This window comes from Ralstonia sp. PBBBR1, from assembly GCF_002256165.1.
Taxonomy (GTDB): domain Bacteria; phylum Pseudomonadota; class Gammaproteobacteria; order Burkholderiales; family Burkholderiaceae; genus Ralstonia; species Ralstonia thomasii.
The window spans coordinates 269,637-295,799 of record NZ_NKIL01000003.1; the positions used below are offsets into that span (position 1 = coordinate 269,637).

The 26,163-nt window shown below is 66.2% G+C and carries 17 protein-coding genes; 9 read left to right on the forward strand and 8 right to left on the reverse strand.

Annotated features, from left to right (window positions below):
• Together hutH and hutU are read right to left on the reverse strand one after the other, a co-directional pair.
• The gene (gene hutH, locus CFE42_RS04870; protein WP_004631666.1) at positions 1-1,557 is read right to left on the reverse strand and encodes a histidine ammonia-lyase; all 1,557 of its coding nucleotides are present in this window, start codon (positions 1,555-1,557) and stop codon (positions 1-3) included.
• Between the two features lie 25 nt (positions 1,558-1,582).
• Positions 1,583-3,301, reverse strand: a complete 1,719-nt coding sequence (gene hutU, locus CFE42_RS04875; RefSeq protein ID WP_004631665.1) for a urocanate hydratase — start codon at positions 3,299-3,301, stop codon at positions 1,583-1,585.
• Positions 3,302-3,455: 154 nt separating this feature from the next.
• Between hutU and hutC the strand changes: the two genes are divergently transcribed.
• The gene (gene hutC, locus CFE42_RS04880; protein WP_004631663.1) at positions 3,456-4,169 is read left to right on the forward strand and encodes a histidine utilization repressor; all 714 of its coding nucleotides are present in this window, start codon (positions 3,456-3,458) and stop codon (positions 4,167-4,169) included.
• Positions 4,170-4,176: 7 nt separating this feature from the next.
• Here hutC and CFE42_RS04885 read toward each other — a convergent pair whose 3' ends face one another.
• The 4 genes from CFE42_RS04885 to hrcA form a co-directional block, all read right to left on the reverse strand.
• Positions 4,177-5,046, reverse strand: coding sequence for an ABC transporter permease subunit (locus CFE42_RS04885; RefSeq protein ID WP_004631661.1), 870 nt, complete (start codon positions 5,044-5,046; stop codon positions 4,177-4,179).
• Positions 5,043-5,834 (reverse strand): ATP-binding cassette domain-containing protein, encoded by a 792-nt coding sequence (locus CFE42_RS04890; RefSeq protein ID WP_004631659.1) that lies wholly within the window; start codon positions 5,832-5,834, stop codon positions 5,043-5,045. Before CFE42_RS04890 ends, CFE42_RS04885 begins: the two co-directional genes overlap by 4 nt.
• Positions 5,831-6,895 carry a taurine ABC transporter substrate-binding protein gene (gene tauA / locus CFE42_RS04895; protein WP_004631657.1) on the reverse strand — a complete coding sequence of 355 codons (1,065 nt, stop codon included), beginning with the start codon at positions 6,893-6,895 and terminating at the stop codon, positions 5,831-5,833. Before tauA ends, CFE42_RS04890 begins: the two co-directional genes overlap by 4 nt.
• A gap of 125 nt (positions 6,896-7,020) precedes the next feature.
• Positions 7,021-8,079 (reverse strand): heat-inducible transcriptional repressor HrcA, encoded by a 1,059-nt coding sequence (hrcA, locus tag CFE42_RS04900; RefSeq protein WP_004631656.1) that lies wholly within the window; start codon positions 8,077-8,079, stop codon positions 7,021-7,023.
• Between the two features lie 111 nt (positions 8,080-8,190).
• On the opposite strand from hrcA, the gene CFE42_RS04905 reads away from it, so the two are divergent.
• The 5 genes from CFE42_RS04905 to mprA (CFE42_RS04925) all read left to right on the forward strand — a co-directional run bounded on the left by CFE42_RS04905 (position 8,191) and on the right by mprA (CFE42_RS04925) (position 15,464).
• Positions 8,191-9,129 (forward strand): NAD kinase, encoded by a 939-nt coding sequence (locus CFE42_RS04905; protein WP_004631655.1) that lies wholly within the window; start codon positions 8,191-8,193, stop codon positions 9,127-9,129.
• 10 nt (positions 9,130-9,139) lie between these two features.
• The gene (recN, locus tag CFE42_RS04910) at positions 9,140-10,846 is read left to right on the forward strand and encodes a DNA repair protein RecN (RefSeq protein WP_004631654.1); all 1,707 of its coding nucleotides are present in this window, start codon (positions 9,140-9,142) and stop codon (positions 10,844-10,846) included.
• A gap of 93 nt (positions 10,847-10,939) precedes the next feature.
• Positions 10,940-11,398, forward strand: coding sequence for a hypothetical protein (locus tag CFE42_RS04915; protein ID WP_004631652.1), 459 nt, complete (start codon positions 10,940-10,942; stop codon positions 11,396-11,398).
• A gap of 264 nt (positions 11,399-11,662) precedes the next feature.
• Positions 11,663-13,306: an MprA protease, GlyGly-CTERM protein-sorting domain-containing form gene (gene mprA / locus CFE42_RS04920; RefSeq protein WP_004631650.1), complete on the forward strand. Its 1,644-nt coding sequence runs from the start codon at positions 11,663-11,665 to the stop codon at positions 13,304-13,306.
• A gap of 190 nt (positions 13,307-13,496) precedes the next feature.
• Positions 13,497-15,464 (forward strand): MprA protease, GlyGly-CTERM protein-sorting domain-containing form, encoded by a 1,968-nt coding sequence (mprA, locus tag CFE42_RS04925; protein ID WP_004631649.1) that lies wholly within the window; start codon positions 13,497-13,499, stop codon positions 15,462-15,464.
• A gap of 97 nt (positions 15,465-15,561) precedes the next feature.
• On the opposite strand, the gene rrtA is transcribed toward mprA (CFE42_RS04925), so the two are convergent.
• Both rrtA and glnE read right to left on the reverse strand, forming a co-directional pair.
• Positions 15,562-16,182: a rhombosortase gene (gene rrtA / locus CFE42_RS04930; protein ID WP_004631647.1), complete on the reverse strand. Its 621-nt coding sequence runs from the start codon at positions 16,180-16,182 to the stop codon at positions 15,562-15,564.
• Complete coding sequence (glnE, locus tag CFE42_RS04935) at positions 16,179-19,022, reverse strand: bifunctional [glutamate--ammonia ligase]-adenylyl-L-tyrosine phosphorylase/[glutamate--ammonia-ligase] adenylyltransferase (RefSeq protein WP_004631645.1); 2,844 nt, start codon at positions 19,020-19,022, stop codon at positions 16,179-16,181. The genes rrtA and glnE overlap by 4 nt, the downstream gene beginning before the upstream one ends.
• Positions 19,023-19,198: 176 nt before the next feature.
• Between glnE and CFE42_RS04940 the strand changes: the two genes are divergently transcribed.
• The 3 genes from CFE42_RS04940 to tldD are packed head-to-tail and all read left to right on the forward strand — an operon-like array spanning position 19,199 to position 25,859.
• Complete coding sequence (locus tag CFE42_RS04940; RefSeq protein ID WP_004631643.1) at positions 19,199-23,479, forward strand: YhdP family protein; 4,281 nt, start codon at positions 19,199-19,201, stop codon at positions 23,477-23,479.
• A 5-nt stretch (positions 23,480-23,484) separates the two neighbouring features.
• Positions 23,485-24,366: a carbon-nitrogen hydrolase family protein gene (locus CFE42_RS04945; RefSeq protein ID WP_004631642.1), complete on the forward strand. Its 882-nt coding sequence runs from the start codon at positions 23,485-23,487 to the stop codon at positions 24,364-24,366.
• Between the two features lie 29 nt (positions 24,367-24,395).
• Positions 24,396-25,859 carry a metalloprotease TldD gene (gene tldD / locus CFE42_RS04950; RefSeq protein ID WP_004631641.1) on the forward strand — a complete coding sequence of 488 codons (1,464 nt, stop codon included), beginning with the start codon at positions 24,396-24,398 and terminating at the stop codon, positions 25,857-25,859.
• Positions 25,860-26,163: the final 304 nt, after the last annotated feature.

Below are 26,163 nucleotides of genomic sequence, written 5' to 3' on the forward strand. Positions count from 1 at the left end.
TCAGACGAGTGCGAGTTCGCCGACGTGCGCGCGGCACGAATCGCCGAGGGCACCGTCGAGCACGAGGCGGCGGGCGGCTTCGATGTCGGGGGCGAACAGGCGATCTTCACCGTAGTACGCCACGCGCGCACGGATGCAGCCATGTGCCTTCTGCAGCGTGTCGGACGTCGCCAGCGGCTTGTGGAAGTCGATGCCCTGCGCCGCCGCCAGCGCTTCGATACCGACGATGGTGGCGGTGTTCTCTGCCATGTCCTGCAGACGGCGGCCTGCAAAGGTTGCCATGCTGACGTGGTCTTCCTGGTTGGCGGAAGTCGGCAGGCTGTCGACGCTGGCCGGGTGGGCGAACGTCTTGTTTTCCGACGCCAGCGCGGCGGCCGTGACGTGGGCGATCATGAAGCCCGAGTTCAGGCCCGGCTGCTCGACCAGGAACGGCGGCAAGCCCGACAGCGTGGAGTCGATCAGCAGCGCGATGCGGCGCTCGGACAGCGCACCGATCTCGGCAATCGCCAGCGCGAGCATGTCGGCGGCAAACGCCACCGGCTCGGCATGGAAGTTACCGCCCGAGATCACTTCACCGGCGTCGGCGTAGACCAGCGGGTTGTCGGTCACTGCGTTGGCTTCGGTGAGCAGCGTGGCGCCGGCCTGGCGGATCAGGTCGAAGCACGCGCCCATGACTTGCGGCTGGCAGCGCAGGCTGTACGGGTCTTGCACGCGCTTGTCGCCCACGAGGTGAGACTGACGGATGGCGCTGCCGGCAAGCAGGTTGCGGTACACGGCCGCGGTGGCGATCTGGCCGGCTTGCCCACGCACAGTGTGCACGCGCGGATCGAACGGCGCGTCGCTGCCCTTGGCGGCATCCACCGACAACGCACCCGACACCGTGGCGGCTTGCAGCAGTCGCTCGGCCAGGAACAGGCCATTGAGCGCCAACGCGGTCGACACCTGCGTGCCGTTGATGAGTGCCAGGCCTTCCTTGGCGGCCAGCGCGATCGGCTCGATGCCCGCGGCAGCCAGTGCCGCACGTGCCGGGGTGCGTACGCCCTTCACGCGCACGTCGCCTTCGCCCAGCAGGGCCAGCGTCATGTGCGCCAGCGGCGCCAGATCGCCCGACGCGCCCACCGAACCCTTGGACGGAATGCAGGGCACGATGCCGGCGTTCAGCAGTGCCAACAGCGTGTCGATCACAACACGGCGCACGCCCGAATAACCGCGCGCCAGGCTCGCTGCCTTCATCAGCAGCACCAGCCGCGCGACGTTATCGCTCAAGTCTTCACCGGTGCCGACAGCGTGCGACAGGATCAGGTTGCGTTGCAGGCGCTCCAGCTCGTGCGTGGGGATCTGCGTCTTGGCCAGCAAGCCGAAACCGGTATTGATGCCGTAGGCCGGGTCGCCCTTGGCAACGATGGCCTGCACGGTGGCTGCCGAGGCTTCGATGGCGGCAGCGCAATCGCCCGACAGCGCAACAGGCGTGGGGGCGAGCCAGACGCGGCGCAGGTCGGCAAAGGACATTGCGCCCGGCTGCAACGTGATGATGGGGGGCGTGGTCATGGTGTTCATAGCAATGCGAGAGGATGTCTTTAACTTAGCCGATCATCGGCAGGTTCAAACCGTTGCGCTTGGCGCAGGCGATGGCGCTTTCGTAGCCGGCGTCCGCATGGCGCATGACGCCCGAGCCGGAATCGTTGACGAGCACACGACCCAGACGCTTGGCCGCAGCGTCCGTGCCGTCGGCGACGATCACCACGCCCGAGTGCTGCGAATAGCCCATGCCGACACCGCCTCCGTGGTGCAGCGACACCCACGTCGCGCCGCCCGCGGTGTTGAGCAGCGCGTTGAGGAGCGGCCAGTCTGACACGGCATCGGTGCCGTCGCGCATGGCTTCGGTTTCACGGTTGGGGCTGGCGACCGAGCCGGTGTCGAGGTGATCGCGGCCGATCACGATCGGCGCCTTCAGCTCGCCGTTCTTGACCATCTCGTTGAAGGCCAGACCGGCCAGGTGACGCTCGCCCAGGCCCAGCCAGCAGATCCGTGCGGGCAACCCTTGGAAGGCGATGCGATCACGCGCCATGTCGAGCCAGCGATGCACGTGTGTGTTGTGCGGGAAGAGTTCCTTGATCTTGGCGTCGGTCTTGTAGATGTCTTGCGGATCGCCCGACAGCGCCACCCAGCGGAATGGGCCCTTGCCTTCGCAGAACAGCGGTCGGATGTAGGCCGGCACGAAACCCGGGAAGTCGAAGGCGTTCTTCACGCCCTGGTCGAACGCGACCTGGCGGATGTTGTTGCCGTAGTCGACGGTCGGAATGCCTATGGCCTGGAAGTCAAGCATGGCCTGCACGTGTACGGCGCACGACTTGGCGGCCTCGTCGGTCAGGCGGGCGTGCTGCGACGGGTCGCGTTGCGCAGCACGCCATTGCTCGACCGTCCAGCCAATCGGCAGGTAGCCGTTGACCAGATCATGCGCCGAGGTCTGGTCGGTCACCAGATCCGGCTTCAGGCCGCCGGCGCGGGCACGCTTGACCAGCTCCGGCAAGATTTCCGCCGCATTGCCGAGCAGACCGATGGACACGGCCTCGCCGCGCTCGCAATGGTGGCGAATCAGGTTGAATGCGTCGTCGATGTCCTTTGCCTGCTTGTCGAGGTAGCGCGTACGCAGGCGGAAATCGATGCTCGATTGCTGGCACTCGATGTTCAGCGACACGGCGCCGGCCAGCGTGGCGGCCAGCGGCTGCGCGCCGCCCATGCCGCCCAGGCCCGCCGTGAGAATCCAGCGGCCAGCCAGCTTGCCGTCGTAATGTTGACGACCGGCTTCGGCAAACGTCTCATACGTGCCTTGCACAATGCCCTGGCTACCGATGTAGATCCAACTGCCGGCAGTCATCTGGCCATACATGAACAGGCCCTTGCGATCCAGCTCGTTGAAGTGTTCCCAGTTCGCCCACTTGGGCACCAGGTTGGAGTTGGCGATCAAGACGCGCGGTGCATCCGGGTGGGTCTTGAACACGCCCACCGGCTTGCCCGATTGCACGAGCAGCGATTCGTCGTCGTTCAGCTCGCGCAGCGTTTCCAGGATCTTGTCAAAGCAGGCCCAGTCGCGCGCAGCGCGGCCAATACCGCCGTAGACGACGAGGTGCTTGGGGTTCTCGGCCACATCCGGGTCGAGGTTGTTCTGCAGCATGCGATAGGCCGCCTCGGTCAGCCAGCTCTTGCAGTGCAGCTCGGTGCCACGCGGGGCACGGATTTCGCGCGAGGCGTCGTAGCGCGGATCGTTGGTCAGGTGGGCAGCGTGGGTCGGGGCGTTCATGTGAGGTCTCCTGCGAACTCCTTTGTCATGGAGCGCATCTTATGTTGTATATACAACTTACGCAAGAAAACTTTACAAGCTAAGAGCAAACCCTGATGATGACCGCCATCCGCACATCACTTCCGCGGCCCTACCCGCACCGCAAGCCACGCCCATGTCACACGACCCGTCCGCCAGCACGCCCGCCTTCCAGCGCATCAAGGAAGACATCCTCATGCGCATCCGCAGCGGCGAGTGGCAGGAAGGGGAAATGATTCCCGGGGAGACCACGCTCGCGCAGACCTTTGGCGTGTCGCGCATGACGGTCAACCGCGCGCTGCGTGAGTTGACCGCCGAGCAGATCCTCACGCGCGTGCAAGGGTTGGGAACGTTCGTCGCGCAGCAGAAATACCAGGCGACGCTGGTGGCGATCCGCAATATCGCCGAGGAAATTGCAGCGCGCGGTCATCAGCATCGCGCCGAACTGCACAAGTTGGAGCGCGCCCGCGCCAACGAGGCAATGGCGGCTTCGTTTGGCGTGCCCGCAGGCCGTGTGCTCTTCCATTCACTGATCGTGCATTTTGAAAACGAGCTGCCGATCCAGGTGGAAGACCGTTGGGTGAACGCGGCATTGGCGCCCGAATACATGGAGCAGGATTTCACGCAGACCACGCCAAACGCCTACCTGATGCGTGCCGCCCCATTGCAGGGCGTGGATTACGGCATTGAGGCGCGCCTGCCGCCGCGCGAGATTGCGGAGATGCTGCACATGGACGTGCGCGAGCCCTGCCTGATGCTGCGGCGGAAGACGCTGTCGCAGGGCCAGGTCGCCTCGGTGGCGACCATGTGGCATCCCGGCGGGCGTTATCAGTTCACGGGCAGTTTCTGAGTCTGCGCTAGCTGCGACCCTTCCAGGGCACCACGCGCGCTTCGATGGCGCGCATGGCCAAGTCGAACACCCATGCAATCGCGCCGATCAGCACGATGCCCATCACCACGAGGTCGGTGCGCAGAAAGCTCGACGCATTGAGCACCATCTGCCCCACGCCCACGGTTGCAGCCACCATTTCCGCCGCCACCAGCGTGGTCCAGCCGAAGCCGATGGCGATACGCAAGCCGGTCAGTATCTCCGGCAGCGCGGCGGGCAAGATCACATGCCGCACCACCTGCGTGAAGCTTGCGCCAAGCGCATACGCGGCGTTGATCTGCTCAAGCGTGGCGCTGCGCACACCTGCACGCGCGGCCATGGCAATCGGTGCGAAGCAGGCAAGGTAGATAACGACAATCTTGGCGCGCTCGTCAATGCCCAGCCAGATAACCACGAGCGGCAGGTACGCCAGCGGCGGCAGCGGGCGATAGAACTCAATGGGCGGATCGAGCAAGCCGCGCGCGGTGCGGGAGACACCCATCGCGAGGCCGATCGGTATGGCCGTCACGGCAGCCAGTGCAAACGCGCCGAACACGCGTAGCGCACTCCAGCCAAGATGTGCCGCCAGCGGCTGGCCGCCTTGAATATCGCCATGCCAGGCATCGATGAATGCGCGCCCCACGGCCTGCGGCGAGGGCAGGAACAACGGCGGCACCCAATGGAAGATGGTGGCCGACCACCAGAGCACGAGCAGCGCAGTCACCGACAACACGCTGAGCCCCGATGCGCTGCCCTCGCCCGGCAGACGATAGCCGCGCAGCCTGCGCACCGGTCTGCTGGAGGGCGGCGCTGCATCGAGGGAGGCGCGCTGCAGCACGGGAGTTTCGAGCGCGCTCATGCGAGCAACGCCTCGGGGGCATGGTGGATCAGCGCCAGCACACGCTCGCGCCAGGCAATGAATTCCGGCGACGATTTCACCGCGCGGGCGTCGCCGCCTGCCAGCGCCTGCCGCGAGAACGGCAGATCGAATGTCTGCACGATGCGCCCCGGCGATGGCGACATCACGATCAGGCGCGTTGCGAGGAACAGCGCCTCCTCCACGTCGTGTGTGATGAAGAAAACGGTCGTGCCGGTGCGTTGCCAGACATCGAGCACCAGCGTCTGCATGGTCTCGCGCGTGAACGCGTCGAGCGCGCCCATCGGTTCGTCCATCAACAGCACGCGGGGCTCCGTCGCCAGCGCGCGGGCAATGCCAACGCGCTGCTGCATGCCGCCGGACAGGGCATAGACGGGCGATGCGGCATGCGCTTCAAGGCCGACCCACCGAAGCAACTCAAGCGCACGCGCATGCCGCGTCTTGCGGTCGACACCGCGCAGCTTGAGACCAAGCGCCACGTTGTCACGCACGTTCAGCCATGGCATGAGCCCATAGCGCTGGAACACCACGCCGCGGTCCGCGCCGGGGCCATCGATTTCGTGGCCGTCGAGGAGGATCTGACCCGACGTTGGCGCGACAAAGCCCGCAAGGCAGTTCAGCAGTGTGGTCTTGCCGCAACCGGACGCGCCGAGCGCAACAACGAATTCGCCGGCGTTGATCGACAAATCCACACCGGCCAGGGCGCGGGTCGTGCGGCTCTGCGCGTCGATGTAGTCGACGCGCAAGCCACGCACATCGATACGGCTCATCGTGTTGCGGTGGCGACTGCCTTGTTGGCAGTACCAGCCGCACGTTGGACAAAGCGTGAGTCGACGGTGGCAGCGTAGTCCGGCAGCACCGTCTGGATCGTGCCCTGCGTCTTCAAGAACTGCGCCGTGGCCAGCAGCGATTGTGCCGCGCCCGACTGCGCGCCGCCGCCCAGCCAGCGCTTGGAAGCCTGCTCCGCCGCATCCGGGAAGGCATACAGCGCAAGACTTGCCGGCACATCCGCCGCCGTTGCGCCTGACGTCTTGGCCACGGCTGCCACCTGCGGCGATGTCGCCGTCCACGCGGCCTTGTTGTTGCGATAGGCGGCATCGGCCTTGGCCAGCACTTCGACAAACTTGGCGATGAACTCGGCATGGTCACGCGCGAACTTGCGATCCGCCACGAAGCCATCGAAGGTCGACTTGCCGGTGGCGGCGGCGATCTTGCCGGAGGTGGTCAGCACGGTGCCGTTCTTCTTCACCTTGGCGAGTACCGGATCCCAGATAAAGGCGGCATCGACATCGCCCCGGTCCCACGCGGCCGCCAACTCCTGCGGCCGCAGGTTGACCACCTTCACGTCGCGCGGCTCGAGCCCGGCTTGTTGCAGCGCGACCAGCGCATGGAAATGCGAGGTCGACACATACGGCACGCCCAAGGTCTTGCCCTTCAGGTCGGCCACCCGCGACACGCCGCTGCCGTTGCGGGCAACCAGCGCTTCCGCATCGTTGATGTTGTCGAGAATCCAGAACAGCGATAGGTCCACGCCCTGCGACACGCCGGCAGCAATCGGGCTGGAGCCCGCTTCGCCGACCTGCACGGAACCCGAGGCGATGGCGCGCACCACGTCGGCACCGCTGGCGAGCTGGCGGTACGTCACCTTATAGCCGGTGGCACGCTCGACCTCGCCCGTGGCTTGGGCGTAGCGCCAGGGCAGCACCATGTCCTGATAAGCGATAACAACCTCGCGGTCGGCCGCGCGTGCAGGAGCAGCCCCAAACAAGGCGAACGAAATGGCCGCAGACATCGCTGCAGCCAGCAAACGGGAGAGGGAAGAACCAGCCATGAAAGACTCCGGCAGAAAAGAACCGCGCACATGCGCCGGAGTCGATTGTGAGAGACGGCAGCGTGGCCTGTCGTCGAAGAAAATCGGCTGAGCTTATGCAGCTCGCAGACAGAACAACCGGTAGATCAATATTGGCTGAGCGTGCTGGACAGCAGCTTGGCCGTGATATCTACAATTGGGATCACGCGCTCATATGCCATGCGCATCGGCCCGATCACGCCGAGCGTGCCGACGATCTTGCCGTCCACCTCATACGGTGCGGTGATGACCGCCATGTCTTCGTGCGGGACGAGGCTGCTTTCGCCGCCGATGAAGATCTGCACGCCCTCGGCGCGGCTCGATACGTCGAGCAATTGCAGCAGGCCGGTCTTCTGCTCGAACACGGCAAAGAGCCGGCGCAGCTTGTCCATGGACGAAGACAGGTCTTCCACATCCAGCAGCTTGCGCTCGCCCGAGATGACGACCGGCTCCTCGTCCGACACGGCACTGCTGCCCGCCTCCACGGCCGCCTGCATCAGTGCCGTCATGTCGGCCTGCAGCGCAGAGAGTTCACCCCGCAGGCTTTCGCGCACTGCATCGAACGTCTGGCCACCGTAATGCGCGTTGATGTAGTTGGCCGCTTCCACCAGTTGCGACGGGCTGTAAGGCGTATCGGTATGGATAATGCGGTTCTGCACGTCGCCCTCGGGCGTGACGACGATCAGCAGGATGCGCGACTCCGAGAGGCGCAGGAATTCGATCTGCCGGAATGCATGCGTGCGCCGCGGCGTCATCACGATGCCGGCAAACTGCGAGAGGTTGGACAAGGTTTGCGCCGCCGCCGCAATTACCCGCTGCGACGATTCCGCCCCATGCGACGCAAGTTGCGAGCGCACCTGCTCTGCGATCGCGCCCACCATCTGCTGCGCCATGCGATCCTGCGTGCTCAGCACATCCAGCGGGCTGGCGGTCAGCATGGTATCGACAAAGAGGCGGTAGCCGCGCGGCGTCGGCACGCGCCCGGCCGAGGTGTGTGGGCTGGCAATGAAGCCCATCTCTTCCAAGTCAGACATCACATTACGGATGGTGGCCGGGGACAGATCGAGCCCCGAATATTTCGACAAGGTGCGGGAGCCCACGGGCTGCCCCTCGGCGATATACCGTTCGATCAGGGTCTTGAGGAGGATGGTGGCGCGCTTGTCCATGGTTCGTCAATTTTACGCAAAATCGGCGCCCGCCTGCGGGTGATGTCGGCGTTTCTCCACGAAACACGCGCTAACGTGGCGACGGTCATATCGATATGGTGTAATGCGCGCATGTCGACTTCCCCGTCCGCCGTGGCCCCGCAAGCTCCCGCCACCTCGCCTGTCTCGCCTTTCAAGACCGTTGCGCTGGTCGGCCGGTATTCGGCCGCCAACATTGCCGGCCCGCTCATGGAGCTGGCGTCGTGCATCGCCGGGCGGGGGCATGACATTGTGTTCGAGCGCGAAACGGCGCTCAACATCGGCGTCCAGGACTACCCCGCCCTGCCGCCCGAAGAGATGGCGCGCCACGCTGATGTGGCCGTCGTGCTGGGCGGCGACGGCACGCTGCTCGGCATCGGGCGTCACCTGGCTGGCGCCAGCGTCCCCGTGATCGGCGTCAACCACGGGCGGCTCGGATTCATGACCGACATCCCGTTCGACGACGTGCACACCGTGCTGCCCGACATGTTGTCCGGCCGCTACGAGGCCGAGACCCGCACGTTGCTGCAGGCACAGGTCGTGCGGGATGACGAGGTCATCTTCTCCGCCCTCGCCTTTAACGACGTGGTGGTCAACCGCTCGGGCTTCTCGGGCATGGTCGAGCTGGCCGTGTCGGTCGACGGCTTCTTCATGTACAACCAGCGTTCGGACGGCCTGATCGTTTCCACGCCCACGGGCTCGACGGCGTATGCGCTGTCCGCGGGCGGGCCGATCCTGCATCCGGCGCTCTCGGGTCTGGTGCTGGTGCCCATCGCACCGCACTCGCTGTCGAACCGGCCGATCGTCATTCCGCAAGACGCCGAGGTGGTCATCCAGGTCACCAGCGGGCGTGATGCCAGCGTCAACTTCGACATGCAGTCGCTCACGTCCCTGTTGCCCGGCGACCGCATCGTGGTGCGCCGCTCGGAGCGCACGGTGCAGCTGCTGCACCCGATCGGCTACAACTACTACGCCACGCTGCGCAAGAAGCTGCACTGGCACGAGTACCCGACTGAAGACAACCGGCTCTAACACCCTTTCCATGCTGCGCAGCCTCACCATCCGCGATTTCGTCATCGTTCACGCGCTGGATCTTGATCTGGCCGACGGTTTCACCGTGTTCACGGGCGAGACGGGCGCGGGCAAATCCATCCTGATCGACGCACTCGCACTCACGCTGGGCGAGCGCGCCGATGCGGCCGTCGTGCGCGAAGGCGCGCCGCGTGCCGACATCACCGCCGAGTTCGACGTGCATCCGCATGTGGCCGCATGGCTGGAGGCGCACGAACTGCACGACGACGAGGGCGTGATCCTGCTGCGCCGCACGGTCGATGCCGCCGGCCGCAGCAAAGCCTTCATCAACGGCGCGGCAGTCACGCTGGCGCAGTTGCGCGAAGTAGGCGAGCAACTGGTCGACATCCACGGCCAGCATGCCCATCAACTGCTGCTCAAGACGGATGCGCAGCGCAGCCTGCTCGACGCCCACGCAGGCCTGGAAGGTGCCGTGCGCGTCGTCAGCGAGCACTTCCGCGAATGGCACGCCGTGGTGCGCGCACGCGAAGCCGCCGAGCAGCAGTCGCGCGAAGCCCAGCTCGAACGCGAGCGCATCGAATGGCAGGTCAACGAATTGCAGAAGCTCGCCCCCCAACCCGGCGAGTGGGAAGAGGTCCAGGCCGAGCACCACCGTCTGTCACACGCAGCCAGCCTGATCGAAGGCACGCGCGCGGCGCTGGATGGCTTGTCCGAATCGGAAGGTGCGGTGCTCACGCAACTGGGCACGACGCTCCATACGCTGCGTGAACTGGCCGAGATCGATCCGGCGCTTGCCGATGTGCTGGCCGCGCTGGGGCCGGCCGAGGTGCAGATCCAGGAAGCGGTGCATACGCTCGCTCGCTATGCCGATCGCGCGGAACTGGATCCGGACCGCCTGGCCGAAGTCGATGCGCGCATGCAGGCCCTGCACACGATGGCGCGCAAATACCGCGTGGCTCCTGAAACGCTGCCGGCTGAACTGGCGGAGCGCCAGGCGCAACTCGCTGCGCTGCAAGCCGCGTCCGATCTGGATGCGCTGCAAGCCCAGGAAGCGCAAACGCACGCCGCATATATGTCGGTCGCGCAAGCGCTGTCGCGCGACCGCGCCAAGGCCGCGCGCGAGCTGGCGGACGCGGTGACCGGCGCCATGCAAGGCCTCTCCATGGCCGGTGGGCGCTTTGACATCGCGCTGCACGCGCTGGAACACGGCGGCGCGGCGGGGCTGGAGCAGGTCGAATTCCTCGTTGCCGGGCATGCGGGTGTTTCACCGCGGCCGCTGGCGAAGGTCGCCTCGGGCGGTGAGCTGGCGCGCATCAGCCTGGCCATCTCGGTGATCGCCAGCGAGGCGAGCCCGACGCCCACGCTCATCTTCGACGAAGTCGATTCCGGCATCGGCGGTGCAGTGGCCGAAGTCGTGGGACGACGCCTGCGCGAACTCGGCATGCGCCGCCAGGTGCTGTGCGTCACGCACCTGCCCCAGGTGGCGGCGCTCGCCAATCACCACATTCAGGTCGCCAAGCAGACGGTGGCCGGCAGCACGCGCTCTGACCTCGTGGTCCTGGACGCCACGGGCCGCGTGGACGAGATCGCCCGCATGCTGGGCGGGGCGTCGCTCACCGACACCACGCGCCGCCATGCAGACGAGATGCTCACCGCAGGCCGTGCACAATCGGCGCCAGAATCCTCGGCGCGGAAATCCCGCCGCGTGGCGCAGTGATCGCCTATACCGGAACCATGACTGCCATGGCTGGTAGGAAGGTTCCGGCAGCACTGGCCACAGACACCCACTATCGAATCCAAGGAGAACCTCATGGCCCGCATGGCCCAATCATCGGCTGCCCGCCCTCGATTCCTGCTGTCGTCCGCCAAGCCTGCGGTGGCGGTGGCTCTTGGCCTGTGCCTGCTGGCCGCGTGCAAGTCCGTGCCGGCCATTGATCCGGGCAAGCCGCCTGCCATGGACCCCGCCTCGGCCAACACCCAGCCGCCGGCTTCCGCGTCAGCTGCGCACAGTCTGGGCGACGTCATCATCGGCCTGAGCACGCCGACCACGTCGTCTGCCACCGTGCAAGGCCTGCTGGATGCTGCCGGCGCACGCGCAACGCCACGGCTGGCGTTTGCCGTGGTACGGCCGATGTCGGGCGGGTTCTGGGTGGTGCGCGCCAGTTCGGGCGATGCATCGGCCACGTTGGATGGCGCGGTGGCAGCGTTGCGCAGCACGCCCGGCATCGCTTCGGCCGACCCGGACCGCGTCGTGAAGATCCAACGCTGAACCGCCGCAAGATCGCTCCACACTGTGAATCATCGGGCGCCGTCTGGCGTCCGGTTTCCAGCTTCACATCCCCTCACCCGGCCCGTATTCTGCTTCGGTTGCGGCGCACAGACCGGCTCTTTTCCGCTCGCAAACGTGATCGGCCATCGCCACCACACCAGGTGGGCGAGTCGCGTGCTACCTTTGGTTTTGTGTAACGGTGTGTCAACGATCACATCGTGACGACGTTTCTCATGACAACGAGACACCACGGAGCACGTGCTGATGACCCCCTCCCTCTTCCGGTTGAAGTCTTGGCTCCGCGCAGGCGCCAGCCTTGCCTGTGTTGCCTGGGTGGCGAGCAGCCAATTCGCCACAGCTGCCACACCGCAGCCGCAATACACCGGTGACCTGATCATCAAATGGCGCGACGACACGAGCGGCACGCGCAAGACGCTCTCGGCCAGCGAGGCGAGCAACCGCTTGCTGTCGGTCGCGCAGGCCGCGGGTAGCACGCTGCAGGTCAAGCGCACGCTGGCCACCAACGCGCAACTCATGCGCACCGGCCTGACCGACGCCGCGAGCATCCAGGCCACCGTCGACAAGATCGCGCAGGACGCCCGCGTGGCCTATGTGGTGCCCGATCGCATCCTGCGGCCCAACACCGTTCCGAACGATCCGCTGTTCGCCACGCAGAACAACCTGGCCGCGCCGGCGCTGGTGCCGGGCGGCATCAACGCGGCCGCGGCATGGAGCATCACGCAGGGCTCGACGGGCATCGTGGTGGCGGTGGTCGATACCGGCTACACCGATCACCCCGATCTGTCCCCCAAGATCCTGCCGGGCTACAACTTCATCTCGGACCCGGCGCGCGCGGGTAACTCCTTTGGCCGAGGAACGGACGCGCACGACCTAGGCGACATCGTTACGTCAGCTGACGTTCCCAAGATTTCCGGCTGCACGACCAATGACATTAGCAATCCGCCTGCAAGTAGCTGGCACGGCACCGAGGTCAGCAGCGTGCTCGCCGCCCAGACAAACAATGCGCTCGATATCGCGGGGGTCGGCTGGAACACGCCGATCGTGCCGGTACGCGTGTCGGGCAAGTGCGGTGCGCTGCTGTCGGACACGGTCGACGGCATGTTGTGGGCGGGCGGCATCAACGTGTCTGGCGTGCCGGCCAACGCCAACCCGGCGCGTGTTGTGAACGTGAGCCTGGGCAGCGTTGGCCAATGTTCGGCCGCAGAACAAGACGCAGTGAATCAGTTGGCCGCACGCGGCACCATCGTCGTAGCTGCTGCCGGCAACGAAGCCGCGCAGACCGTTGACGCACCGGCCAATTGCTCAGGAGCGATCGCCGTCACCGCGCACGTCGACAGCGGCGAGAACGCCAGCTACGCGAACGTGGGGCCGCAGGTGGCGCTGTCCGCGCCGGGGGGTGGCTGCGGCAACTCGAAGGTCGTAACAACGACAAATCCCGCGACTTGTGCGGAGCCCGTTTCCGTCATCCAGGCCGACTCCAACGATGGCACACAAAGCGTCGGCAACCCCACGGTCAAGTCGGTGGCAGGTACAAGTTTCTCGACACCGGAAACCGCCGGCACTATCGCGCTGATGCTTAGCGTGCAACCCCAGTTGTCGAACGCGCAGATATTGGCTGGCCTGAAGCAGACCGCGCGGCCGCACCCGAGCGGCACGTTTTGCGCCGTAAACACCGGCATCTGCGGCGCAGGCCTGCTGGATACCGCCGGTGCCGTCGGCTATGCCCAGAACACGGCCCCGGCTGGCGCGGGCAGTGGCACGACGGGGTCGGGGGGATCGACCGGGAGTACTAGCAGCGGTGGCGGTGGTGCCATTCCGCTGGCCGGTGCCGCACTGCTGCTAGTGCTGGGGCTCGCATGCCGGCGCAAGCGTGCGTTACCACATTGACGCCGCCTTTGGCCTAGCAAGACCGCCTCGCCTGTCGAGGCGGTTTTCATTTGTACCGCTTCCGCACACCCCTTTTAGCGCCGGATATTAGGGTTTATACCTAATACGATCTACGCCACGCTGCCTCAATCCTTTTGGACAATGCAAACGTAAACGTTGCAATTCCTAACAAGAAGACAGGGCTGCTCTGATGAAGGCGATGGTTTCCGGGGGTGTAGCGCAGGCGCTGATGGCGCTTGGGCTGGTGTCGTATCACGTTGCGCCGGCGCTGGCCGTGGAAAAATCCACGACGTTCAATACGCAGCTGCAATGGGTGACGCAGCTGGTCGTGAAAGAAAAAAGCACGGGATTGAAGACGCAATCGATTGCAACCGACGGCGCGGCAACACGCGCAGACGTGGTAGCCGTGCAACGCTGGTCGGCGGCAGCGCAGTTGCCGATGACGTACAAACGCCCAATGTCGGGCGGGGCACACGTACTGACGCTGCCCAAGATCATGACGCTGGAAGACGCCCAGACCGTTGCGCAGCGCATGGAAGCCAGCGGCGAGTTCGAATATGTGTCGCCCGACCGCATCATGCGGCCGATGGCACTGGCCACCGATCCGCTGTTCGGCCAGCAATGGAACCTGCTGGCACCGACCGCCAGCGCGCCCGGCGGCGCCAACGTGACGGCCGCATGGGATACCACCACCGGCGTCAGTACCGTTGGCGTTGGCATTGTCGATACCGGCATCCGCGCAGACCATGCCGACTTTGTCGGGCTGAACTTCGGCACGGGCCGCAACTTCGTCAGTAGCACCGCCATGACCGGCAGCGCCGATCCGAAGACAGGCAACACGATTCCTTCCGGATTCGTCAACAACGGCGCCAACAACACGCTCACGAATACCGACCCGTCCGACCCGGGCGATTGGGTGAGCAGCAGCGACGCCGCGTCGTATCCGACGTTCTGCGGCAGTTCGGCAAGCAACAGCAGTTGGCATGGCACCTTCGTTGCCGGCCAGATCGGAGCGCAGCGCAACAACGGCATCGGCATCGCGGGCATTGCCCCTCATGTGCGTGTGCAGATGGCGCGGGCCATGGGTAAGTGCGGCGGCTCGACGTCCGACATCATGGACGCGGTGACGTGGCTGTCGGGCGGCTCGGTGCCGGGCGTCACCAACAACCCGACGCCGGTCAAGGTCATCAATATGAGCCTGGGCGGCCCCGGCAGTTGCTCGACGCTGGAGCAGAACAGGATCACCGCAGCGCGTGCGTTGGGCGTGACGATTGTGGTGGCCACCGGCAACGAGGCTGGGCCCGTGGATGCGCCCGCCAATTGCACGGGCACCATCGCCGTGACAGCGCACTCGCTGGAAGGCGACAACGCGTTCTATGCCAACGTCGGTGGACAAACGGCAATCAGCGCGCCTGGCGGAGGCTCGGGCACGGTCATTCCCGGTTCCGCCAGCAAAATTGTGTCGCTGTCCAACTCGGGCACGACAACGCCTGTGGCGTCGCCTGCGGGCGATGCCTACGCCCAGGACATCGGCACGTCGATGGCCACACCGCATGTGGCTGCGACCGCGGCGCTGATGCTGTCGGTTCAGCCTGCGCTCACGCCAGACAACATCACGGCGATCATCAAGCAATCGGCACGACCGTTCGTGGCCGGCACTTACTGTGCAACGCACGCGGGCGTGTGCGGCGCCGGTACGCTGGATGCCGGCGCAGCCGTCGCGCAGGCGCAAGGGTCACCGACCGTGCATGCGGCTGCATCGGCGTCGAGCGTCACTGCCAACACGGTCGTCACGCTGACGTCCGTCGGCGGCGCCGGCTACAACAAGACGACCAGCAGCACCGTCTGGGCCCAGACCGCCGGAACCCCCGTCACCCTGACGACCGCAGGCCCCGACGCAAACGGCGTCAGCACAGCCACGTTCACGCCGGGCGTTGCGGGCGTGTACAGCTTTAGCGTGACGTTGACGAACAGCTCCGGCGCTACCGCCTCCGATACAGCGAGCGTGACTGCTACGGCGGCGGCGGCGACATCGGGCTCGGGTAGCGGCACCGCGACGAATAGCAGCAGTGGCGGCGGCGGTGGCGCGCTTCCCCTGTGGCTGGCAGGCTTGCTGCTCGCCAGCGGAGTGGTCACCTTCCGCCGTCGCAAGGGCTGATCGAGCAATCTCGCGATCGTCTAAACGCAAAAACGGACACCCTAGCTCCACCAGCGTGTCCGTTTTTCCGTGCATCGGCACGTGACTTCTCTGCCGATCAGCGCGGCGCCTGCCTGCTGCCTTGCGAGCCCCACTCCCCCAGCACCCACACCAGCAATCCGCTCACCGCACCAAACGCATGAGCGATGCGCACCACGCCAAACCCCCAGTGCGGGTCATAGGCGACGGGCGACAGCCACGATTGCTCGAGCCACACTTTCACCAGCACGCCCACACACAGCGCCACGCCAATCCAGCGCGAGAAGCGATCTTCGGCCCCGTCGGCGGACGGTTTCAGCAGCCGCAGCCCGCCCCATGCCGCCAGACCATGCAGCGCGCCAGAGAGCCCGCCGTACCACTGCACCGTCGGCCGAGTGAGCAAAGCGATCTGTACGAGCACGCCGCACACCACCAACGCTCCAACGATGGCTTGCGGCCGCAACACGCGCGCCAGCAGCAGGATGAGCCCCACCGCGGCCATTGCATCCGCCAGCCAATGCCACGTGTCCAGATGCACCCACATGGCGGTCAAGATGCGCCACCACTGCCCCGCGCGCACGGCCTCGCGTTGATACAGCCCGAACGCGTACAGCCACGGCACGAACGAGAACGCCGCCGACAGCGCAGCCACAACGGCGCACGCGCCCCATGTGTGCAGCGCGTGCCGATGCGCCGTCATTGCGCGGGCCCGAACACCTGCTCCCACAATGCACGCACGTGGCCGGCTTCGCGCGCGCAGGTGCCGACGGGTACGCGCGCGGCGGACTGCCCGTCAAGCCGCAACTTGTGCTGGCGTGCGCGGAAATCACGGTAGGCATCGGCCACCTGCGCGGCCGCCGTCGCGTCAATCAACCCGAGTTCGCCAGCCATGCGTAGCAGCGCGATATTTCCCTTGTTGAGGGTCAGCTCGGCATGCGCCGCGCTGTGCAACAGCACCAGGAATTGCACGGTGAACTCGATATCGACCATGCCCCCGCGATCGTGCTTGAGATCAAACAGCCCGGTCGGGTTCGCATGGCCTTCCGCCACGCGTTCGCGCATGGCCACGATCTCGTCGCGCAGCGGCCCGGGATCGCGCTCCTGGCGCAACACGGCGGTACGCAGCGCCTCGAAACGCTCGCCGATTTCCGCATCGCCCGCGCAGAAGCGTGCACGCGTGAGCGCCTGGTGTTCCCACACCCACGCAGCGTTGTCGCCCTCGCGCATCTGATAGCGGCGGAAGGCTTCGAAGTGCGTGACCATCAAACCCGCCGCACCGTTCGGTCGCAAGCGCGTATCGACGTCGAACAGCGTGCCCGCGGCGGTATGGCTGGTCAGCCACGTGATGAGTTTGCGCGCGAATGACGCGTAGACATCGGGTGCGCGTTCGTCATCGTCGTCATACAGGAAGATGATGTCGAGGTCTGACGCATAGCCGAGTTCCTTGCCGCCCAGCCGCCCGTAGGCAACCACGGCAAAACGTGGCACCTCCCGATGGCGGGTGGCGACCTGCTGCCAGACGGTTTCAAGCGTGAGGTCCAGCACGGCGTCGGCCAGATCGGAGAGCCGGTCGCTGATGTGCTCGACACTCAGCATGCCCTGCAGGTCCTGTAGCAGCACGCGGAAAGTTTCTGCATGGTGCTCCTGGCGCAGGATGTCCATCTGCATCTCGACGTGGTCGGACGCTGCCTGCAGGCGCTCTCGCACGCGCGCCCTGAACGCTGGCCAGTCGGGCTCGGCCGACAGCGCTTCCACATCGAGCAGCTCATCGAGCAGTTGCGGATGGCGTGTGAGGTAGTCCGCCGCCCAGCGCGATGCATGGAGCGTGTGGGCCACGCGCTCCATGGCCTGCGGGTATTCGCTCAGCAGCGACAGGTACGACGAACGCCGGCTGATCGCATCAAAGAAATCGAGAAAGCGCGCGATGGTGACATCGGCATCGGTCTGCCGCGATGCCTGATCAAGCGCACGGTTGATCAGCAAGTCGAAACGCTGCCGGCTGACTTCGGACAACGCCCGATAACGCGGCGAATTGCGCGTTGCACGCAGCCGCTCCAGCACGCTCTCCGGATTTGCATAGCCGAGTTCGGCGAGTTGTACGCGGGCGGTTTCCGTGTGCTCGTCGTCGAGCAGGTCTGCGTGCCAGACCGCGGCGCACGGCGGCTGGCTGTCCTGCTTGTCGGAGAAGGTCTGCTCGAAATGCTGTGCAACTTCGTCCTGATACGTCTCAAGCGTGGTGACCAGCGCCGCATAGTCGTCAAAGCCCATCATGTGCGCCACGCGCAGTTGGTCTTCCGGCGAGCCCGGCAGGTTGTGCGTCTGCGCGTCTTCGATGTACTGCAGGCGATGTTCAAGCTGGCGCAGGAAGCGGTACGCCTCGGTCAGGCGCTCCACCGCTTCGGGCTCGATCAGGCCGCGCTCCGCCGCCACCCGCAGCACCTCCAGCGTGGGCCGCACGCGCAGCCCGAAATCCTGCCCGCCGCGAATGAGCTGAAACACCTGCGCGACAAATTCGATCTCGCGGATGCCGCCGCGCCCGAGCTTGATGTTGGGCGAGCGCGCCTGCAGGTGGCCCGTGTCATCGCGCTGCTGGTTGGCACCGTTGCTGCGCTTGGCTGCCTCGTTGCGGATCTGCGCATGCAGCGCGCGAATGGCGGAGATCACGCCGTAATCGAGATAGCGCCGGAACACAAACGGGCCCGTCACGCGATCCAGCTGCTGGATCACGCGGGCGGCATGCGGGCTGGTCGGGTCGGTGATCACGCGGCCCTTGATCCAGGCGTAGCGCTCCCATTCGCGGCCCTGCACAACGAAATACTCCTCCAACATGCCGAGGCTGCACGCGAGCGGCCCCGCATCGCCGTTCGGACGCAGGCGCATGTCGACGCGGAAGACGTAGCCATCCTCTGTCACATCGGCCAGCGCGTTGATCAGCCGCCGGCCAAGCTTCGTGAAATATTCATGATTGGAGAGGGGGCGCGCCCCCCCCTGGGTGTCGCCGTCGTCGTCGTAGAGAAAGATCAGGTCAATGTCGGACGAGACGTTTAGTTCCCGCCCACCCAGCTTGCCCATGCCGACCACCACCAGTTCCTGCACCTCGCCGGAGGATTGCCCGATCGGCTGGCCGTGCAGGGCGCTCAGTTCCTGGCCGATCACGGAAACGGCCGTGCGCACGGCAAACTCGGCCAGGTCGGTCATCGTGCCCGTCACCTCATCGAGCGTCGCGGCGCCGGACAGATCGCGCTCAACCAGTGCACCGAAGACTTCATTGCGCAACAGGCGCAAGGCGCGCTTGAGCGCCGCCTCAGCCTCCACGGCCCTGGTATCGAACAGTTCAGTGAAGCGCGCCAACAGCCACGCCATGTCAATCGGATGGCTGGCGCCAGCCTGCACACGCTCGGCCCATCCTTCGCGCGCTTGCGCCTGGCGCTGTAGATAACGGGAATAGGCGAGTGCAAAGGGCAGCGCGGCAGCGGCGCCCTGCGGCGCGCGGGCTGGAGCTTTCAGAAATGGCTGGGCGGACAAGGCGGAATCGGTCATGCGAACCCATCGAGCATTGGCGGAAGCATCCATTCTCGCTGAAATGCATGCAAGACCGGCAGTGGCCAGAGACTCCGCGGGCATCGGGTGTGCTTGCCCACTGCTTGCCGCTCCGCCAGCGCGCCGCCCGGGCTCCAAATGTGGCGCCGCCTCCTGAATATCGGATAATCCGCATCATGCCTCGCCCGTCCCAGCCCCCAGAATCGCCGAAGTCCGATGGTGGACACGCCAGCACCCTGTCCACACGCGGGGTGGGCCGGCCCTCGGCCTGGGCATGGCTGGTATGGCTCGCCCGCCGGGTCGGCGCGGGCATCGGGGCTGCTTTTCGCGCCCCGATCTGGCGCAAGCTGTGGCGGGTGCTCTGGAAGACGGCCGCCGCGCTGGCCGTCTTGGCCGTCGTCGGCATGCTGGCGGTGCGCTTCATCCTGTGGCCGCGCGCGAGCGTGGCGCGCGAATGGATGCAGCGCGAGGCGTCCAGCGCACTGCACGCCACGGTGGACATCGGCTCGCTTGAGACCTACTGGGAGGGCTGGCACCCGGCATTCCGCGCCCAGCGCATCGACGCGCACGACACCGCGGGCCGCCGCACCTTCGCGATACAGGACGTGCAGGCGCGGCTGTCCTGGCGCTCGTTGCTGCGCATGCAGATCACCTTTGCCGCCCTGCACGCCAGCCAGGCCGACGTGCTGGTACGGCGCGATACGCAGGGCGCCCTGCTCGTCGCCGGCATGCCGCTCGGCCCCGACACCGGCGGCGACAGCAATTTCCTTGATCAGTTGCTCTCCCAGGGCGACATCGATTTCCAGCAAGGCGCCGTCCGCTGGCTTGACGAACAGCAGAAGCTGCCTGAAGTGGCGCTGGGCAATGTGCGGGTGCAGCTACGCAGCGGCCCGACGCGCCACCGGCTGGAGGCCAGCGGAACCTCGGCCACGCTGTTCAACGGTCCCATCAAACTGCACGCCGATTTCCGTCACGACCTGCTCGCCCGGCCCGGCGACTGGCGCCACTGGCACGGCCAGGCCTCCTGGCAGGTCGATACGCTGCAGTTGGCTGCCGTGCAGCGCTACGTGCCCGTGCTGGCCGCCGCCAAGAGCGGCACGCTCACCTCCGACGGCTCGGTGGAGTTCGCCGGCGGCGTGTTCACGCGCAGCCAGGCACGCCTGACCGGGCAACAGCTTGATCTCCAGGTCCGCAAGGATCTGGACCCGCTGCAGCTGCGCAGCCTCCAGGCGCTGGCCACGCATCAGCGCAACGCGCGAGGCGAGCACGCCTTGCGCCTCGACACGCTGCTCTGGCAACCGCTGAACCCGCCCGCCCAACCGCCGTCGGTACCCGAACTGGCAGGCCCCGGCATCCAGGCGCCGACCAACCCGGCTGGCACGCCGCGCGGCGTGCGCAATGTCACCGTCGGGTGGGCGCTCGACGCGCGCGATGCGCTGCGCAGCCTGCAGGTCAAGGCCACGACACTGGATTTGGCCGACCTGCGCAACATCGCCACCGCGCTGCCGCTGCCCGCCGGCGTGCTCGAACCACTGCGGACAAAGCAGCCGTCCGGCCGCATCGACGATCTGGACATCAACTGGCAGCGCGATGTCTCCCGCTGGCGGCCAAATACGCCGGCGCCGGTGCACTTCACCGGCCGCGCCACGATGCGCCAGGTCTCGTTCGGCCCCGGTGCGCTGCCCGCGGTACCGCCGGGCCAGCATCCCGAGCCAGCCGTGCCCGGCGTTGAAAACCTCTCCGGCAACGCCGTCTTCTCCGACGACAAGGGCACGCTGCGCATCGAGTCCAACGACACCGCCCTACTGCTGCCTGGCACCTTTGCCGACGCGCGCGTGCCGCTGGACCGGCTACAGGGCACGTTCAACTGGACATATCGCAAGCAGGAACTGGTTGTCGCCAGCGACAACCTCGCGCTCTCCAACGACGACCTGTCAGCGCGTATCACGGGCAGCTATCGCCACGCGCCAGACACCAGCCATCTCGGCACCATCGACCTGAAAGGCACGCTCGACCGTGCCAACGTTCCGCGTGTGCCGCGCTACCTGCCGCTGTCGATCGGACAGCATCTGCGCGACTACCTGGGCGGTGCGCTGCAAGCCGGCACGGCGAATAACGTCGGGTTCGCACTGGCAGGTGATCTGCACGACTTTCCGTTCCGTCCGCCGCACAAAGGTGTCTTCCGCGTGGAAGTGCCGATCCAGGACGTAACTTACCAATCAGCGCCGGCCGAAGCCGGGCACAACCTGCCGGGCCGCGTGCCCACGCACCCGGGCGACTGGCCGGCGTTCACCAACATCGACGGGACAGTGATCTTCGATCGCGCGTCCCTGGCCTTCAAGGTTGCGCGCGCCAAGGTGATGGGTGTGAACTTGCAGGACGTGAATGGCAGGCTGCCCGACATGGGCGACCACAACCCGCTACTCACCATCGAGGGCCGCGGCGACGGCGCCACGCAAAACTTCCTGCAATACGTTGAGGCCAGCCCCATCGGCCAGTGGATCGGCCACTTCACCAAGGACGCGCGCGCCCAGGGCAACGCCACGCTGGCGCTCAAGCTGGACCTGCCGCTGCACGAGATGCATTCGACGCGCGCCCAGGGCAGCGTCACGTTCCTGCGCAATGACGTCACGCTGGTTCCGCAGGCGCCGCCGCTCACCGATGTCAACGGCGCGCTGACCTTCACGCAAAAAGGCATCGGTTTCGACAACCTGCGCGCGCGCTTTGCCGGCGGCGAAATCCGCCCCACGGGTGGCACCGCGCCCGATGGCACGATCCGCATCCAGGTGGCGGGCACCGCATCGGCGCAAGGGCTGCGTGAAACGACGCCGGAAAACAGCCCGGTGGCCGCCGTCGCCCGCTCGCTGGAGGGCAGCGCCCCGTACAGCGCGACCATCAGCGTCAAGCAGCATCGCCCCCTGATTCAGGTGCAGTCCGACCTCACGCCGATGACGGTGCGTCTGCCGGCGCCGCTCAACAAGGCCGCCGGGCAGCCGTTGCCGGTGCGTTTCGAGATGCAGCCGCTGGCTTCCAACAACGCCGTCGACGAAATCGTTTTGCAGGTCGGCAATATCGTCAGTGCGCGCTACGAGCAACGCAGCACGGGCAACGGCGTCGAGGTGCTGCGAGGCGGGATCGGCGTGCGGCAACCGGTGCCGCAACCGCAGGAGGGCGTGCAGGCCAACCTGGCGCTGGATCAACTGGACATCGACGCCTGGCGCCATGTCTTTGCCGCACCCGCCGCAGACAAGAGCGCCGGCCAGATTGCCGCCGAACATGCCACCAATGCTCCAAACGCCTCCGACAGCCACAGCGCGTATCTGCCCAGCCACCTGAGCGCCCGCGCGCAAACGCTGCGCATCCTGGGCCGCGACTTCAACGCCGTGCGCATCGATGCCACGCGCGACGGCCCCAACTGGCAATCGACCATCGATTCGCGCGAGATTGCAGGCAGCGCGCGCTGGCACGCCGAAAGCGCCGCCGTGCCCTTCGGCGAGCTGACGATGCGCCTGTCGCGCATGAGCATCCCAGACGCCAAGGAAGAGACGGCGCTCACCGAATCGCTGGCCAGCAGCTCGCAGGAAATTCCATCGCTCGACCTCGTCGCCGACAAATTCGACCTACGCGGCAAGGCGCTCGGCAAGCTGGAGATCAAGGCGCGCAGCCAGATCACCGACGGTGCGCCGGTGTGGACGCTCGAAACGCTGAAGATCGAGCAGCCTGCTGCCACGCTCACGGCCCACGGTACGTGGCGCATCCCGCGACGCCTGCGCGGCGGCGGTGATGATCCGGAGCGCCGGACGCTGCTCGACTTCAACCTTGACCTGCGCGACACCGGCGAGCTGCTGCAAAAAATGGGCTTCGCCAAGGTGATCGACGGTGCCAAGGGCAAGCTCGAAGGCCGCGTGGTCTGGCGCGGCTCGCCCATGTCGATCGACTACCCGACGCTCAACGGCCGCATGGCGCTGAACCTGGAGCGCGGCCAGTTCCTCCCGGTCGATCCGGGCCTGGCCAAGCTGGCGGGCGTGCTGAGCCTGCAGGGGCTGCTGCATTTCGCGACCGACCTGCGCAGCGCCACCGGGCGCGGCACGCCGTTCGAGAGCGTGGCAGCCACCGGCACAATCGCCAGCGGCATCGCCCACACTGAAGATTTTGCCGTCAAGGGCCCGCAATTCCAGGTGGCCATGCAGGGCTCGGCCAACATCCTGGATGAAACGCAGGACCTGCGCGTCAAGGTCACGCCCAAGGTGGACGCCACGTCGGCCTCGCTGGCGGCGGCGTTCATCAATCCGGCCATCGGGCTGGGCACGCTGGCCGCGCAGTTGGTCCTGGGCGATCAGCTGTCGAAGGCATTCGTCACGCAATACCGCGTGACCGGCAGCTGGGCCGATCCGAAGATCGAGAAAGTCGCATCCAACAGCAATTCGGGCAGCCAATCGCAAACCTCGGCAAAATAGGCGCCATGACCTCGACCACCGTTGCTCCGGCCCCCGTCGCATCCGGTATGGATGCGCCTTTCGATGCGCCTTTCGATGCACCTTTTCGCGTCGCCGCCATCCAGACCGTGACGGCCATCGACGTGGACGTCAACCTGGCGCGGGCAGACGCCCTGCTGGCCGAGGCGGCCGCCCAAGGTGCGCAACTCGCGCTGCTGCCCGAGTACTTCTGCATGATGGGCCGCAAGGACACCGACAAGGTCGGCATCCGCGAAGCCGACGAAGACGGCCCGATCCAGACCTTCCTTGCCGATGCCGCGCGCCGCCACAAGCTGTGGCTCGTCGGCGGCACGTTGCCGATGTGGTGCGAAGACGCACAGCGCGTGCGCAATACGTCGCTCGCATTCAACCCGGCCGGATTGCGGGTCGCACGCTACGACAAGATCCACCTGTTCAACTTCGTACGCGGCGAAGAACGCTACGACGAAGCCCGCACCATCGAGCCCGGCGCCACGCCGGTCGCCTTCGATGCGCCGTGCGGCCGCGTGGGCATGTCGGTGTGCTACGACCTGCGCTTTCCCGAGCTGTACCGGGCGCTGGCGTCGCAGGGCAACCTGAACTTGATTCTGATGCCGGCGGCCTTCACCTACGTGACGGGCGCCGCGCACTGGGAAATCCTGCTGCGCGCCCGCGCCATCGAGAACCAGTGTTATGTGCTGGCCTCCGCTCAGGGCGGGCGCCATGAAAACGGCCGCCGCACGTGGGGGCACTCCATGTTGATCGACCCGTGGGGGGAAATCATCGCCTCCGTTCCTGAGGGCGAAGGGGTTGCCATCGGCGACATGGACCCCGCCCGCATCGCCCAAGTGCGCCGGGATCTGCCGGCGCTCAAGCACCGCGTGATGTAAGCCAATCGAATTTTTTGCGAGAACCGACCATGAACGCAGGCGACATCGCCATCCAGAACCTGTCCATCGCGCGCCGCGTGCTGCTCGATCCGTACGGCCTTGATGAAGCGCATCTGCAGCGCGCGCTGGCCGACATCTTCACGCACCGCGTGAACTATGCCGACCTCTACTTCCAGTACACGCGCAACGAGGCGTGGAGCCTGGAAGAAGGCATCGTCAAATCCGGCAGCTTCAGCATCGACCAGGGTGTGGGCGTGCGCGCCGTCTCGGGCGACCGCACCGCGTTTGCGTATTCCGACGACATCAGCCTGCCCGCGCTGATGCAGGCTGCCGGTGCCACGCGCACCATCGGCAAAGCTGGCGCCGGCCGCGTGAAGGTGGCGGGCAGCCTTGCCAGCACCCCGGGCAGCCACTCGCTCTATGCACCGAACGACCCGCTCGATTCGATGACGGCCTCCGAAAAGGTTGCCCTGCTCGAGCGGATCGAAAAGCTCGCCCGCGCCAAAGACCCGCGCGTGGTGCAGGTGATGGCCGGCCTGGCCGGTGAATACGACGTGATGCTCGTTGCGCGCAGCGACGGCGTGATCGCCGCGGATGTGCGCCCGCTGGTGCGCATTTCCGTCACCGTCATCGCCGAGCAGAACGGGCGCCGTGAAATGGGTAGCTCCGGCGGCGGCGGCCGCTATGCCTATGGCTACTTCACCGACGAACTGCTGCGCGAATACGTGGACGAGGCGGTCTCTTCCGCGCTCGTCAACCTGGAAGCCAAGCCGGCACCGGCCGGCACGATGACGGTGGTGCTCGGCCCGGGCTGGCCCGGCGTGCTGCTGCACGAGGCCATCGGCCACGGGCTCGAAGGCGACTTCAACCGCAAGGGCTCGTCGGCGTTTTCCGGCCGCATGGGCGAACGCGTGGCGGCCAAGGGCGTCACCGTGGTCGACGACGGCACGCTGGCCAACCGCCGCGGCTCCCTGAACCTCGATGACGAAGGCAACCCCACGCAGTGCAACACGCTCATCGAAGACGGCATCCTCACCGGCTACATGCAGGACACGCTCAACGCGCGTCTGATGAAGATGCCCGTGACCGGCAACGCGCGCCGCGAGAGCTACGCCGCCCTGCCGATGCCGCGCATGACCAACACCTACATGCTGGGCGGCGACAAGGATCCGCAAGAGATCATCGCGAGCGTCAAGAAGGGCCTGTATGCGGTCAACTTTGGCGGCGGCCAGGTCGACATCACCAACGGCAAGTTCGTGTTCTCGGCCAGCGAGGCCTACATGATCGAGGACGGCAAGATCACCGCTCCGGTCAAGGGCGCGACGCTGGTCGGCAGCGGCCCGGAATCGCTCAAGCACGTGACCATGATCGGCAACGACATGCGCCTCGATTCGGGTATCGGCGTGTGCGGCAAGGAAGGCCAGAGCGTGCCGGTGGGCGTCGGTCAGCCGACGCTGCGCATGGAGAACATGACGGTGGGCGGCACGGCTTAATCGCCCTGAAACCGTCGTCTTGACGCCGCAGGCCCGGAAAATCCGCGCTTGCGGCCCTCAAAAAAAGGGTTTATAAAGACGGTTCGATTGGTGCGGCGCAGTAGTTCCAAGTCACCCGCGCGCCACAATTTTTCCTGCATTGCCTGGTTTTCCTCTCATGTCCTTCGCCAAGTTTTTTTACTTTTACTTTTGGCATCTCGCACCGCTGGCGGAAGGAGAGGGGCGCTTGCAGCAAAAATAAAGCACCCAGCAGATACCGAAAACCGCCAGCGACCCTGGCGGTTTTTTTTCGCCCAGTCACCTG

What these genes read in the sequence shown, in the direction of transcription:
- CFE42_RS04890 (WP_004631659.1), bottom strand. Translation starts at nt 5,834, where the DNA reads ATGAGCCGTATCGATGTGCGTGGCTTGCGCGTCGACTACATCGACGCG.
- CFE42_RS04945 (WP_004631642.1), top strand. Translation starts at nt 23,485, where the DNA reads ATGACCTCGACCACCGTTGCTCCGGCCCCCGTCGCATCCGGTATGGAT.
- mprA (WP_004631649.1), top strand. Translation starts at nt 13,497, where the DNA reads ATGAAGGCGATGGTTTCCGGGGGTGTAGCGCAGGCGCTGATGGCGCTT.
- tldD (WP_004631641.1), top strand. Translation starts at nt 24,396, where the DNA reads ATGAACGCAGGCGACATCGCCATCCAGAACCTGTCCATCGCGCGCCGC.
- CFE42_RS04915 (WP_004631652.1), top strand. Translation starts at nt 10,940, where the DNA reads ATGGCCCGCATGGCCCAATCATCGGCTGCCCGCCCTCGATTCCTGCTG.
- hutC (WP_004631663.1), top strand. Translation starts at nt 3,456, where the DNA reads ATGTCACACGACCCGTCCGCCAGCACGCCCGCCTTCCAGCGCATCAAG.
- tauA (WP_004631657.1), bottom strand. Translation starts at nt 6,895, where the DNA reads ATGGCTGGTTCTTCCCTCTCCCGTTTGCTGGCTGCAGCGATGTCTGCG.
- recN (WP_004631654.1), top strand. Translation starts at nt 9,140, where the DNA reads ATGCTGCGCAGCCTCACCATCCGCGATTTCGTCATCGTTCACGCGCTG.
- hutH (WP_004631666.1), bottom strand. Translation starts at nt 1,557, where the DNA reads ATGAACACCATGACCACGCCCCCCATCATCACGTTGCAGCCGGGCGCA.
- CFE42_RS04905 (WP_004631655.1), top strand. Translation starts at nt 8,191, where the DNA reads ATGTCGACTTCCCCGTCCGCCGTGGCCCCGCAAGCTCCCGCCACCTCG.
- hrcA (WP_004631656.1), bottom strand. Translation starts at nt 8,079, where the DNA reads ATGGACAAGCGCGCCACCATCCTCCTCAAGACCCTGATCGAACGGTAT.
- CFE42_RS04940 (WP_004631643.1), top strand. Translation starts at nt 19,199, where the DNA reads ATGCCTCGCCCGTCCCAGCCCCCAGAATCGCCGAAGTCCGATGGTGGA.
- rrtA (WP_004631647.1), bottom strand. Translation starts at nt 16,182, where the DNA reads ATGACGGCGCATCGGCACGCGCTGCACACATGGGGCGCGTGCGCCGTT.
- mprA (WP_004631650.1), top strand. Translation starts at nt 11,663, where the DNA reads ATGACCCCCTCCCTCTTCCGGTTGAAGTCTTGGCTCCGCGCAGGCGCC.
- glnE (WP_004631645.1), bottom strand. Translation starts at nt 19,022, where the DNA reads ATGACCGATTCCGCCTTGTCCGCCCAGCCATTTCTGAAAGCTCCAGCC.
- CFE42_RS04885 (WP_004631661.1), bottom strand. Translation starts at nt 5,046, where the DNA reads ATGAGCGCGCTCGAAACTCCCGTGCTGCAGCGCGCCTCCCTCGATGCA.
- hutU (WP_004631665.1), bottom strand. Translation starts at nt 3,301, where the DNA reads ATGAACGCCCCGACCCACGCTGCCCACCTGACCAACGATCCGCGCTAC.